Annotated in this window: 10 protein-coding genes; 1 reads left to right on the forward strand and 9 read right to left on the reverse strand. The window is 70.6% G+C overall.

The window, feature by feature from the left end:
- Positions 1-19 precede the first annotated feature (19 nt).
- Positions 20-4,306, reverse strand: a complete 4,287-nt coding sequence (locus tag QC180_RS13425) for a bifunctional nitrate reductase/sulfite reductase flavoprotein subunit alpha (RefSeq protein WP_278263020.1) — start codon at positions 4,304-4,306, stop codon at positions 20-22.
- The gene (locus QC180_RS13430; RefSeq protein WP_278263021.1) at positions 4,303-5,502 is read right to left on the reverse strand and encodes a MoeA family protein; all 1,200 of its coding nucleotides are present in this window, start codon (positions 5,500-5,502) and stop codon (positions 4,303-4,305) included. The genes QC180_RS13425 and QC180_RS13430 overlap by 4 nt, the downstream gene beginning before the upstream one ends.
- 265 nt (positions 5,503-5,767) lie before the next feature.
- On the opposite strand from QC180_RS13430, the gene QC180_RS13435 reads away from it, so the two are divergent.
- Entirely contained in the window at positions 5,768-6,124 is a 357-nt protein-coding gene (locus tag QC180_RS13435) for a gamma-glutamylcyclotransferase family protein (protein WP_278263022.1), read from the forward strand.
- Here QC180_RS13435 and QC180_RS13440 read toward each other — a convergent pair.
- The 7 genes from QC180_RS13440 to QC180_RS13470 all read right to left on the reverse strand — a co-directional run bounded on the left by QC180_RS13440 (position 6,112) and on the right by QC180_RS13470 (position 12,954).
- Complete coding sequence (locus QC180_RS13440; RefSeq protein ID WP_278263023.1) at positions 6,112-7,161, reverse strand: ABC transporter ATP-binding protein; 1,050 nt, start codon at positions 7,159-7,161, stop codon at positions 6,112-6,114. The two genes, QC180_RS13435 and QC180_RS13440, sit on opposite strands and share 13 nt — an antisense overlap.
- Positions 7,158-7,970 (reverse strand): molybdate ABC transporter permease subunit, encoded by an 813-nt coding sequence (gene modB / locus QC180_RS13445; RefSeq protein ID WP_278263024.1) that lies wholly within the window; start codon positions 7,968-7,970, stop codon positions 7,158-7,160. Before modB ends, QC180_RS13440 begins: the two co-directional genes overlap by 4 nt.
- Positions 7,967-8,743, reverse strand: coding sequence for a molybdate ABC transporter substrate-binding protein (modA, locus tag QC180_RS13450; protein ID WP_278263025.1), 777 nt, complete (start codon positions 8,741-8,743; stop codon positions 7,967-7,969). Before modA ends, modB begins: the two co-directional genes overlap by 4 nt.
- A gap of 11 nt (positions 8,744-8,754) precedes the next feature.
- Complete coding sequence (locus QC180_RS13455) at positions 8,755-9,153, reverse strand: TOBE domain-containing protein (protein WP_278263026.1); 399 nt, start codon at positions 9,151-9,153, stop codon at positions 8,755-8,757.
- 563 nt (positions 9,154-9,716) lie between these two features.
- The gene (locus tag QC180_RS13460; RefSeq protein WP_278263027.1) at positions 9,717-10,577 is read right to left on the reverse strand and encodes a DUF389 domain-containing protein; all 861 of its coding nucleotides are present in this window, start codon (positions 10,575-10,577) and stop codon (positions 9,717-9,719) included.
- Between the two features lie 57 nt (positions 10,578-10,634).
- Positions 10,635-11,294, reverse strand: a complete 660-nt coding sequence (locus tag QC180_RS13465; protein WP_278263028.1) for a GAP family protein — start codon at positions 11,292-11,294, stop codon at positions 10,635-10,637.
- A 1-nt stretch (position 11,295) separates the two neighbouring features.
- Complete coding sequence (locus tag QC180_RS13470; RefSeq protein WP_278263029.1) at positions 11,296-12,954, reverse strand: SulP family inorganic anion transporter; 1,659 nt, start codon at positions 12,952-12,954, stop codon at positions 11,296-11,298.
- Positions 12,955-12,999: the final 45 nt, after the last annotated feature.

The raw sequence follows: 12,999 nt of genomic DNA on the forward strand, positions 1-12,999 counted from the left end.
GGCACGGGCCGCGCGCGTTTCAGTAGACGTCGCGCACGTAGCGCTTGTCGGTGGACAGCTTCTTGACGTAGGCGTCGGCATCGTCCTCGGCCATGTCGCCGTGGTGGGCGACAATCTCGCGCAATGCGGCGTCGACGTCCTTGGCCATGCGCGAGGCGTCGCCGCAGACGTAGAAGTGGGCGCCGTCCTCGAGCCACTTCCACAGTTGCGCACCGTGTTCGCGCATGCGGTCCTGGACGTAGATCTTCGCGCGCTGGTCGCGGGAGAACGCCACGTCCAGCCGGGACAGCACGCCGTCGCGCTGGAGCTGCTCGAGTTCGTCGCGGTAGTAGAAGTCGGTGGCCTCGTGCTGTTCGCCGAAGAACAGCCAGTTGGCGGCCTGATCGCCACGCGCGCGGCGGTGTTCGAGGAAGCCGACGAACGGGGCCACGCCGGTGCCGGGCCCGATCATGATCGCCGCGACGGTCGGGTCGTCGGGTGGCCGGAAGTGCGGGGCGGGCTGCACGTGCAGGACCAGCGGCTGTTCGAGTTCGGCGTCGGCCAGATACGACGAGCACAGGCCGCCGCGCGCGCGTCCGGTGACGCTCTCGTAGCGGATCACCGAGACGGTGGTGCACACCCGCGTCGGGTCGACCAGCGGACTGGACGAGATCGAGTACAGCCGGGGCTGGAGTCGTTTGAACAGCCCGACCCATTCCCTCGGCTCGGCGGTGAGCGCGAATTCGGCGGCGATGTCGGCGGGCTGACGACCCCACAGCCACTTGGCGAGTTCGCCCTTGTTGTCCGGACGCAGCAGGGTTTTGACGGTGCGGTCACCGGTGTGCTCGGCGACGAAACGCAGCAGCTCGGTGGTGGTCCTGGTCAGGTCGAGGTAGGCCTCGAGCGCGATCGACAGCGGCATGGCGCCCGCCTTGGGCACCTCCACAGTGGTGGCCGGGTCCATGCCGGTGACGGCGAGGAATTCCCACACCAGGCCCAGATCGTTGGCCGGACGCACCCCGAGCGCGTCACCGACCTCGTAGGTGAGCTCGGAGCCGGACAGGTCGTAGGTGAACTGGCGGACTTCCTTCTGCGCGCCGGGCAGACTCAGCAGCCGGTTGCCGACGAGTCGTCCGGTGGGGGTCTCGGCGCGCACCGCCGTGGTCGCGCATCCCGCTGCGGCGGAGTCGGTTCGGTTCCCCGATGTGGCGGTGGACATGGTCGGGGCTGGCTGCTCGACTGTCGAGTCAGGGGCGGCGGCGTCCTCGGTCCCGGTGCCCGGATCGGGATGTTCGGCGGTCAGCGCGGCCAGCAGTGCGGTGAGCCAGCTCCCGGCCGCCTCCTCGAAGTCCGGTTCACAGTCGACCCGAGGAATCATCCGCCGCGCACCGAGTTCGGCCAGGCGCTCGTCGAGGCGGCGGCCGTGACCGCAGAAGGCGTCGTAGTTCGAGTCACCGAAGGCCAGGACCGCGAAACGTCTTCCGGTCAGGGCGGATTCACGTGCGGTGGTCAGCGAGTTCCAGAAGGCGGCGCCGTTGTCGGGCGCGTCACCGTCACCGAAGGTACTCGATACGACCACGAGGTCGGCGGCGGCGGGGATGTCGGCGACGGTGATGTCGTCCATGGCGCGGACGACCGGTTCGCGGCCGCCCGCGCCGATCGCGGCGACGACCGTGCCGGTGACGAAGTCCTCGGCATTGCCCGTCTGCGAGGCCCACAGCACGAACAGGGGCCGGACCGCGGGCGCCGCGGCGGATTCCGGCGGCTCGCTGGCGGCCGTGGCCACGGTGACGGCGGGGGCCGCGCGTTCGGGGAGCTGGTGATGGGCGCCGAAGACACCGGCGAGCATGCCCTCGACCCAGGCCGCCTTGGCGGGGTGCAGCGGATTGCCGGGTGGCAGCACCGGCACCACGGCCGTCTCGTGCCGGGCGACACCGGCCAGGAATCCGGCCAGATAGCCCTGTTCGGTGGCCGAGAGTTCCGGCGTGGTCAGGTCGTCGATGCCGAGCAGGTCGGCCGCGGTGTGGACCAGGCCGGGAACCGCCGGTCGCGACGCGGGCGCCGATCCGGTGACCTCGACCGGTGGTAAAGCGTTCGCCTGCGACGACGGCGGCGGCTCGGTCGCGCGGGGCTCCTGCGGCTCGATGACGATCGGCGCGGGCACCTTGCTCAGCCGCACCGCGCACACCTTGAACTCCGGCTGCTGCGAGATCGGGTCGATCGCGTCGTTGGTGACGGCGTTGACGGCCTTGTACTCGCCGAACAGGTCGTTCCAGTGGAACGGCGCGAACACGTCACCCACCCGCACCCGGTCGGTGACCACCGCGGGCAGCACGGCTCGGCCGCGCCGCGAGGCGATCTCGAGCCAGTCCCCCTCGGCCACCGACAGGCGGGCCGCGTCCTCGGGATGGATCTCGGCGAACGGGCCGGGATTGAGTTTGTTGAGTTTGGCGATCCGGCCGGTCTTGGTGAGGGTGTGCCATTGGTGTTGCACGCGACCGGTATTGAGCAGGAACGGGTAGTCGTCGTCGGGGAGTTCGGCCGGTTCCAGGTGCGGGCGGGCGAAGAACACCGCGCGGCCGGAGGCGGTCGGGAACCACAGGCGCGGGGTGGTGCCGTCCTCGCGGGTGCGCAGGTCCTGGCTGACGCCGTCGTTGCGGTAGCGGATCGGGTTGCGGGCGGGGCCGTCCGGGGCGACAGGCCATTGCAGCGGGCCTTCGCGCAGCCGTTCGTAGGTGGCGCCGCGCAGGTCGTAGCCGGTGCGCGGGTTCCAGAAACCTTTGATCTCCTCGAAGATCTGCTCGGCGCTGTCGTAGGTGAACGCCTCGGCATAGCCCATGGCGCAGGCGATCCGGGCGATGATCCGCCAGTCCGGCAGGGCGTCGCCGGGCGGGTCGATGACCTGCTGGACCAGCGTGAGATTGCGTTCGGAGTTGATCATCACCCCCTCGTGCTCGATCCACAGGGTGCCGGGCAGGATCACATCGGCGTAGGCGTTGGTCTCGGTGTCGGCGAACACGTCCTGGGTGATCACCAACTCGGCCGCCTCCAGCCCGGCCAGCACGGTCTTGCGATTGGCCACGGTGGCAACGGGATTGGTGCAGATGATCCAGCACGCCTTGATCTGTCCCTCGGCCATGCGCGAGAACATGTCGATGGTGCCGGTGCCGACCTCGGTGCGCAGCGTGCCCGGCGCGAGGTTCCAGCGCTCCTCCACGAAGGCCCGGTCGGCGTCGGCGAGCACCGCGCGCTGGCCGGGCAGACCGGGGCCCATGTAGCCCATCTCGCGCCCGCCCATGGCATTGGGCTGACCGGTGAGCGAGAACGGGCCGCTGCCGGGACGACAGATCGCGCCGGTGGCCAGATGCAGGTTGACCAGCGCGTTGGTGTTCCAGGTGCCGTGGGTGGACTGGTTGAGGCCCATCGTCCAGCAGCTCATCCACTCCCGCGCCGTGCCGATCAGTTCGGCGGCCGCGCGCAGGTCCTCCACGGCGAGGCCGGTCAGCGCGGCTACCGTCGCCGGGTCGTAGTCGGCGAGGAATTCGGGCAGGCCGTCGTAGCCCTCGGTGAACTCGGCGACGAACTCGCTGTCGACGTGACCGCCCTCCACCAGCAGGTGCAGCAGCCCGTTGAGCAGGGCCAGGTCGGTGCCCGGGGTGATCTGGAGGTAGAGGTCGGCCTTCTCGGCGGTGGCGGTGCGGCGCGGGTCGACCACGATCAGCTTGGCCCCGGCCTTGACCCGATCCATCATGCGCAGGAACAGGATCGGGTGGCAGTCGGCCATGTTCGCGCCGATGACGAAGAAGACGTCGGCGTGGTCGAAGTCCTCGTAGGAGCCGGGCGGGCCGTCGGCGCCGAGGGAGAGCTTGTAGCCGCTGCCCGCGCTGGCCATGCACAGGCGCGAGTTCGATTCGATCTGATTGGTGCCGACGAATCCTTTGGCCAGCTTGTTCGCCAGATACTGCGCTTCCAGGGTCATCTGGCCCGAGACGTAGAACGACACGGCGTCGGGGCCGTGCTCGTCGATGATGGCGCGCAGCCGGGACGCGGTATCGGCGATGGCCTTGTCGACGGCGGTGGCGATCGGTTCGGTGCCGCGTTCGGCGCGGACCAGGGCGGTGCCGAGCCTGCCCTCGCTCACCTTCAGCAGGTCGGCGTGGCTGCCGCCCTTGGTGCACAGGCGTCCGCCGTTGGCCGGGTGCGCCTTGTCGCCCGGCGCCTTGCGCACGGTGCGGCCACCGTCGGCGCCGGTGTCGACCTCGAGGGCGATGCCGCAGCCGACCCCGCAGTAGGAGCAGACCGTCCGCACGGTCTCGGTGCCGCTCATCGCGGCAGCAGGATCAGCTCGGCCAGGGTGCCGCGCGCGCTGCCCGGGGGGAGCAGCGCCAGCGCCTGGGCGGTGACCAGGTGGGCCAGGTGCGGGATGCCGACCGCACCAGTGGCCCGCCACACCCCACCCTCGACCTGGGTGACCGGCACGATGTCGGTGGTCTGTCCCGGCGGCGAGGACCGGTCGACCAACCTGCCACGGAGCTTGCCGGGAGCCCGATCGGTCAGCGCGTCGACCACACAGCGGCCGGTGACCATGAGCGCGGTGATCGCCTCGAACGGGTTGGCGGGCACCACGATCAGGGTGCGGCCGTCGGGCAGGCGCGCGATCATCTGCTCACCGCCGGGGCGGATCATCACGCCGTCGACGACGATGTCGGCGCCGATCTCGGTGAGCAGGCACCGCATCTCGTCGAGCGCGCCGACCACGATCACCAGCTCGGTCCCGGCGGGCATGGCGAACCAGGCGCGCAGCAGTTCCCCGTCGGCGATCTGCCAGACCTTGCGGCAGCGGATGTCCCCGGCGGCCAGGAAACTGGCGACGACCGGGGTCACCGCGTCCTCGCGCGGGCCGGTGGTCAATCGGTTGCCGGTGACCAGCACGTCCGCCGACACCGGACCGCGCACCGTGGCGGTGACGATCTCGGCGCTCGAGCCCACCGAGATCACCGCGGGTCCGACCCGACTGCCCGCCGCGGCGAGCACGGTGCCCGCGTGCCACTGTTCGCCGCGCACGCGGGTGTCGTCACGCAGCGGCGCGTGCTGGGCGCGCATGAGCACCACGCGGCCCGACACCCGGGAGAACATGACGTCCTCGGCGCGCAGGACGGCGGTCGTGCCCCTCGGGGTCGGTGTGCCGTGCGCGATGCGGGCCGACTCGCCGTCGGTGAGCGCGGCCATCCGGGGGTGCACGCGTTCGGGGCGCACGGTCCACCACGGTCCGGGACCGCTGACCGCGTATCCGTCCAGGGCGGCGGCGTCCATCGCGGGTTCGGCCGTGGTCGCGACCAGCGGGGCGGCCAGCGTGGCACCGACCGCGTCGGCCAGCACGCGGGTCACCGGGGTCAGCGGCGCGAGGCCACGACGCAGGATGCGCGGCAGGCTCAGGACCGAGACATAGACGGCCGACGGCACCGCCGGTGCGACCTCCACAGCACCGGGCACGATCTCGGTCAACCCACCACCTCCAGCCATGAAAGTATCCTCATTTTCGGTTATTGCCCCGCAGTGTCTCCGCAATTGCCGAATGATCACCGAGACCTCACCCGCAGTTGCGGTGAATTGTGCGATCACGGAGCACGCCGGGTCGACACTGCGGATTTCGACTGGAAACCCCAGTTCACAGGCAGGATCCGGTCGACTGCGCGCGTTGGCGTCGACCGGTGTCACGGCGACCGACGAGCCGCTGAGGGATAGATCACCTTGCGGTGCGCGCGGTCGGTGCCGTTGAGTCGCCGGTATGACCGAGTCCTTGCTGTTCTCCTACGGAACCCTGCGGCAGCCCGAGGTCCAGCGGGCCGTGTTCGGACGGGTGCTGCGCGGGCGCGCCGACGACATCGCCGGGTACGCGCTGGCCGAGGTCACCATCACCGATCCGCACGTGATCGCCACCAGCGGATCGGCGGTGCACCCCGTGCTGGTGCCCGCCGAGCCGGAGGTCGGGGTGCCGGGCACGGTCTTCGAGGTCGACGCGGACGATCTGGTCGCCGCCGACGAGTACGAGGTCGAGGACTACACGCGCGTCCTGCTGCCGCTGCGGTCCGGTGCCGACGCGTGGGTGTACGTGCTGGCGGCCGGGCTCGATCAGGCCGGGTAGGTGCGGATCTCGGTCGCCTTGACCGAGGCCCACAGCCGCATGCCGCTCTGCACCCGCAGATCCGCGACCGTGGCGGGGGTGACCTCGGCCAGCACCGGCGGGCTGCCCGCCAGGCGGACGCGGGTCAGGTGCGCGTGCTGTTCGATCCCGGCGACCGTGGTCTCCCAGGTGTTGCGCGGACTGCCCACCGGCGGTTGCGGATACAGCGCGACCGCGCTCGGCGGGAAGGCGAGATAGACCGGGCCGGTGGCGGGTTCGGCGACGGTGAGCGAACCACCGTCGGCCAGCGTCACCGAATTCCCCTCGGCGACGCCGCGATACAGATTCAGCCCGACCAGATTCGCCACGTAGTCGGTGCGCGGCCGCTGCGCCACCTCGGCGGGCGGCCCCTCCTGCACGACCCGGCCGTGCTCGATGATGACGAGCCGATCCGCCAGGACCATGGCGTCGAGCGGATCGTGGGTCACCAACACGGTGTGTCCGGTGAAATCGCCGAGGTGGTGGCCGAGTTCGGCGCGGACCTGGAGACGGGTGCTCGCGTCCAGAGCCGCCAAGGGCTCATCGAGCAGCAGCAGCGCGGGGTCGGTCGCGAGAGCGCGGGCCAGGGCGACGCGCTGGGCCTGTCCCCCGGACAGCGAACGCGGTTTGGCGGCCGTGTGCTTCGCCAGCCCGACCCGGTCGAGCCAGCCCGCCGCGCGCTGTCGGGCGAGTTTGCGTGGCATCCCCCGCGCCCGCAGGCCGAAGGCCACATTGTCCAGGGCGTTCATGGTCGCGAACAGCAGATAGTCCTGGAAGACCACGCCGACCGCGCGGTGCTCGGCGGGCACGAAACGGGCTGGCGGTTCGTCCCAGATCCGCTCGTCGAGCCGGATCCGGCCGCCGGTGAGCGGGGTGAGCCCGGCCAGGGCGCGCAGTGCGGTGGTCTTGCCCGCGCCGTTGGGGCCCAGGAGCGCGACCACCTCGCCCGGGGCCACGGTGAAGGCGATGTCGAGGGTGAAATCGCCCTGGGCGATGCGCAGTTCGGCGTCCAGGCTCACAGCGGTCCTCGGGTCCAGCGGTCGCGCAGGGCGGCCAGCACGGCGACCGAGACCGCGAGCAGCACCAGGCTCAGCACGATGGCGTCGGCGGGATCGGTCTCCAGGGCGAGGTAGACCGCCAGCGGCATGGTCGTGGTGGTGCCGGGGAAACTTCCGGCGAAGGTGATGGTGGCGCCGAATTCGCCGAGCGCGCGGGCCCAGCACAGCACGGCTCCGGCGACCACACCGGGCATGACGGCGGGCAGGGTGACGCGGCGGAAGGTCAGCCAGCGCGAGGCGCCCAGGGTCGCGGCGGCCTCCTCGTAGCGCGGGTCGCTCGCGCGCAGCGCGCCCTCGACCGAGATGACCAGGAACGGCATCGCCACGAACGCCTCGGCCACGATCACCCCGGCGGTGGTGAACGGCAGCGAGAAACCGAACCAGTCGTAGAGATAGCTGCCGACCAGCCCGCGCCTGCCGAGCACGAGCAGCAGCGCCACCCCGCCGACCACCGGTGGCAGGACCAGCGGGACCGTCACCAGGGCGCGCACGATGCCCAGCCCCGGCAGGTCGCCCCGGGCCAGCAGCCAGGCCAGGGGGATGCCGAGTACGAGACACACGGCCGTGGCCGAGGTGGCGCAGACCAGCGACAGCCGCAGGGCCTGCCCGACCTCGGCGCTCATCAGCCGTTCCGGCAGGGTGCGCCAGGGCGCCCGCACCAGCAGGCCGATCATGGGCAGGATCAGGAAAGCCAGCGCGCAGACGGCGGGCAGCACCAGGATCAGCGGTCGCCGACCCCGGACCGCCCGCCGCCGCGCGTTGTCCGTCACGGGGTGTCGAAGCCCGCCTGGGCGAATTCCGCACGCGCCTTGTCCGACCCGATGAACTCGACGAAGGCCGCGGCGGCCTTGCTGTTGGGCGCCTCGGCCAACGGGGCGATCGGGTAGTCGTTGACCGCCTTGGTCGACTCCGGGAAGTCGATCCCGTCGACCTTGTCGCCCGCGGCCCGCACATCGGTGCGGTAGACCAGCGCCGCGTCGACCTCACCGAGGGTGACCTTGGTGAGCACCGCCTTCACGTCGGACTCGCGGGTGTCGGGCTGCGGGGTGATCCCGGCCGTCTCGAACACCTTCTCGGCCGCCGCGCCGCAGGGCACCTGCACGGCGCACAGCGCGATCTTCTCGTCCGGGTTCGCGAAATCGGCCAGACCGGTGATCTGGCTCGGATTGCCCTTGGGCACGGCGATCTCGAGCCGGTTGCGCACGAACACCGTCGGCGCGGCGGTGATCTCGCCCGCGTCGACCACCTGCTGCATGTTCTTCGGGGCCGCCGAGGCGAACACGTCGGCCGGGGCGCCCTGCTTGATCTGCTCGGCCAGGGCCGAGCTGGCACCGAAATTGAACACCACCTTGGTGCCCGGGTGCGCGGCCTCGAACTGCTTGCCCAACTCGGTGAAGGTCTCGGTCAGCGAGGCCGCCGCGAACACCGTGACGGTGCCGCCGACCTGATCACCCGAGGGCGCCGCCTCGGTGTCGTTGCCACAGCCGACCGCGGCCACGGCGATCACACCGGCGATCGCCGCCGCGCGAAGTGTGCGAATCATGTTCTCCCTCATCAACTTTCCGGAATTTCGACAACCACATGGGTGGACTTCACCGAAGCGACGGCGATGCTGCCGACCTCGAGCCCGAGTTCGTCGACGGATTCGCGACTCATCAGCGACACCAGCCGGAACGGGCCCGCCTGCATCTCGACCTGGGCCATCACGGTGTCCTTGAGGACCCGGGTGACGATGCCCCGCATCCGGTTGCGCGCCGAGGTGGCGACAGCGGCACCGGGCGGAACGGCCTCGTTCTCCCGCCGCAGGAACTCGGCGAGCTCGCGCCCCTCGACACCCTTACGACCGTTGTCGAGCTGGATCGAGGCGAGTTTGCCCAGGTCGATATAGCGCCGGACAGTGTCGTCACTGACACCCATGAGAGCCGCTACTTCACTGATCCGCAGATTCGACACACCGACCAGTTTATGTGGCGGAGCTGCGGATGGCGCGGGAAGGCGGTCGACACCCATGAAACCCCACTTCCTCAGCCCAGGACACGGCCGTTCGCACCGCTTCCCCATCACCGCACTTACGGCAATCCGGAACCGTAGGCAGACCCTGTTGCGCGAGGATCACCTCGACCCGCACCCCACGTAACAACCCCCTCTCCCACCCCCGACCCCCACCCGTGAGGTTTGCGGTGCGCGCGCGGAGCTCTGGCGCGTCGAACCTCGACCACCGCGGTCACCTCTCCCGCGTCACCGAGACGACCGTCCCGTCCAGCCGATTCCGGGACCTTTCGGAGATTTGTCCGGATTGGGTATTGACTCCTGGCAAATCCGGAGCACACTGGATATACACCAGAGCACCGGAAGAGAACCACACGGTAGACAAAGACGTTTGCCCATCGAGTGACTGTTTTCCAGGATCTGGCCCAGGCCCCCGGCAAGCCAGTCGAGTACCGGAATTCCCAGCGACGACTAGGAATCCTGGATTCGATGGAGACTACCGGGGACTGTTCTGTGCGCACCCTCGCTCAGCGCCCCGGTTCCAGTCGCGCACCCACCGTGTGGACGATGACGACATCCGGATGCCACGGCACCAGATCGTCGACGCGCTGCTGCAACCGCTCCACCGGTGGTAACTGCTCGGGACCGAGCACCGAGACCGTGGCGGTGTCACCGTGCACCTCGACGTCGATCCCCTGCGCCCCGGGATCCTCACGCAACCAGTCGCGGGCGGCCTCGGAGATCTGCCCGGCCCACAGCGTCGAGAGCGAATTGACCACCATCGGCACCGCGACCAGCAGCAGCGCCGCCCCGAGCACCAGGTAGGCCCGCCCTCTTCGCGCCGTCGACGACCCGGCCTCGTGCGCGTATCCGGCCAGCAACAGCACCGCCGTCGTCGTGATGATCATGGCCAGCATGTTGGAGGCGAACAGCACGAACGCGCCGAGGGCCAGCGCGGGCGCGTGCGAGCCGAGACAGACCCCGACCACGCCCAGTGGCGGGACCAGCGAGATCGCGATCGCGACACCGGGCAACACGTCGCCGACATCGCGGCGGGTGATCGCCACCGCGGCGACCAGCCCGGTCGCCAGCGCGGCGGTCAGGTCCATCAATTTCGGCGAGGTGCGCCCGACGAGTCCCGCGCGGCCGGTCACCACCCCGAGTGCCACCCCGAGGATCGGGATCGACAGCGGCGCCACGATCATCGCGCCGATCACCGTCGCCGTGGAATCACCGATCACGCCCGAGATCGCGATCACCGCCGACAGCACGAGCATGATCCAGAACGCCGACCGCTTGGCGGTGACCCCACCGACCGCCAGGTCCAGCTTGTCGGTGAGTTCGTCGAGCGTTCGGCGCTGGTCGGCGGGCACCAGATACGCGATCATGCGGACGACGGTAGGCCGCGGCGGCTCGCGGTGAATCACCCGTTGCGGGTGAATCGCTCACCCCCACAGATCGACGACGCCACGCACCGTGAACAGCGCGCCGAAGCCGAAGAGCACCGACAGGGTCAGCGTGCGACTGTTGCGCAACATCCACGCCTCGACGACGGCCAGACCCCGGTCGGCGCGGTCACCGGCGATCAGGTACGCGCCGATCGGGATCAGGAAGTCGGCCGACGCGGCGAGCAGCAGGGCCGCCGTGGCCACCAGGGCCGCCCCGATGGCCACCGCCGAGCTCGAGATCACGCTCATGCCCGACATCATGATGAACAGGTTCGGGTTCAGCACCCCCAGCACCAGCCCGATCGCGAAGGATTTGCGCGGCCCGGCGGTCTCGAGTTCGGTGAGCAGCCGCGGTCGCTCGGCGGCCGTGCGCGGCTTGCGCAGCCACATCCAGCACCCGCACGCGAGGAACAGCAGACCCACCGCCAGCCCCGCACCGTGCGATACCCGCGCCGGAGTCGCCGCCGGGTCGGACGCGCCGCCGAGGACGGCCGACAGTGCCACCAGCAGGTAGACGACGAGGAACCCGGCGCCGAACGCCGCCGCGTTGCGCACCGGGAAGCACGAGCGCAGCAACAGCACACAGCCGATCACCGCGCCCGGAGTGATCATCAACCCGACGATCTCCGGCACCAGCAGCAACAGCAATCCGCCCATGTCAGTCCCTTCCGTCCGCACGCAACCGGATCTCGGCCTCGGCATAGGCCGCCAGCGTCGATTCGCCGAGAGTGTGTGTCGCCGGGAAGAACTCGACCGCGATGCCCTGGCCCGCCAGCAGCTCGTCGGTCCACACCGCGCGCACACGCGGGTCGACACCGCTCAGACACAGGCGACCGCCGACCGCGTCGAGCCTGCGCGCGTAGTCGGCGAGCACGTGCAGGAAGGTCGCGCTCACGCTCGTGCGCCCGCGCAACCGCAGGATGACGACGGGATCGCGCGCGCCCGTCGGGTCGGGCAGCCGGGTCTGCAGGGTGCGCGCTCCGGCGTAGAAGAGGGAGCCGTAGACGTCCATGATGACGATCTCGTTGTCGGACAGCCGTTTCGGCAGGGTGCCCTCGACCAGCCGGTCGCCCTCCACCCGCAACCGCACCACCTTCAGGTCCATCGCTTCCTGATTGAGTTGCAGCAGCAGCGAGAGCCCGACGCCGACCCCGACCGCGGCGGTCACCGGCAGCAGCAGGGTGGCGACGAAGGTGACCCCGAGCGCGGTCCGCGAGATCGGCCCGCTGCCCCAGATCGCCACCAGCCGGTCGATGTCGAACGCCCCGGCGGCGGCCACCACGAGAATGGCGGCCAGCGTCGGCATCGGCACCTTGCCGACCAGGCCGGTCAGCGCCACCAGGATCACCAGGATCCACAGCCCCGACCACACCGCCGCCCAGCGGGTGCGCGCACCGGCGGTCACATTGATCGCCGTCTGCCCCAGCGAGCCGCCCACCGGCATCCCACGGAACAGTCCGGCGGCGACATTGCCGATGCCCTGCGCGCAGAAATCGCGATCGATCCGCGCCCGGGAACCGTCCGGATTCGGGGCCGATTCGGCGACCCCGGCGCCCTGCACCAGCACGATCACCGTCACCGCCAGCGCGCCCGCGAGCAGGGTCGGCGACAGCACGCTCAGCTCCGGCAGATGCGGCAGCGGAACGCCGGTCGGGATCGCTCCGGCGTCGGCGACCGTGGCGACCTCGTCCCAGCCGAACGTCAGCACCACCGCCGTCGGCACCACCAGCGCGCCCAGCGACGCGACACTGCGCAACCGCCCCCGGCCCAGCACCACCAGCAGCACGATCGCGGTGACCCCGACGACCGCCGACCGCCAGTCGATCCCGCCCGGATGGGTCAGCACGTGCAGGGCCTTCAGCGCCGCCACCGAGCCCTCCGACGGCGCCCCGAGCAGCACCGGCAACTGCCCGAAGACGATATTGGCCGCGATGCCGAGCAGGAACCCGGTCATCACCGAGTGCGAGACGAACCGCGTGTAGCGGCCCAGCCGCAGCACCGCCGCGACGATCATCGCGATCCCGGCGACCAGGGTGAGCAGGACCAGGGCGGCGGAACGGTCCTCGGACGCGATCTCGGTCAGCGTGGAGCCCGCGGCGAGCGCGGAGGCGCTGGTGGTGGTGACCACCATCAGCCGGGTGCTGGTGCCGAAGCCGCCGAAGAACCGTCCCGCCATGCTCGCGTACAGCCCGTGGACCGGGTTCACGCCCGCGAGCAGCCCGGCCGCCATGCCGTCGGGCACACCGGCGATGGCGCCGGGTACGCCCGCGCCGATATCGGCCTTCGTCATGCGCCGACCGGTCGGCGGAGGGGGCATCGTGGGCTCCTTCGAACTGCCGCCGGATCGCCCGGCCGGAGCGGG

Origin of the sequence: Nocardia anocheti, from assembly GCF_029675105.1 — a bacterium.
Taxonomy (GTDB): domain Bacteria; phylum Actinomycetota; class Actinomycetes; order Mycobacteriales; family Mycobacteriaceae; genus Nocardia.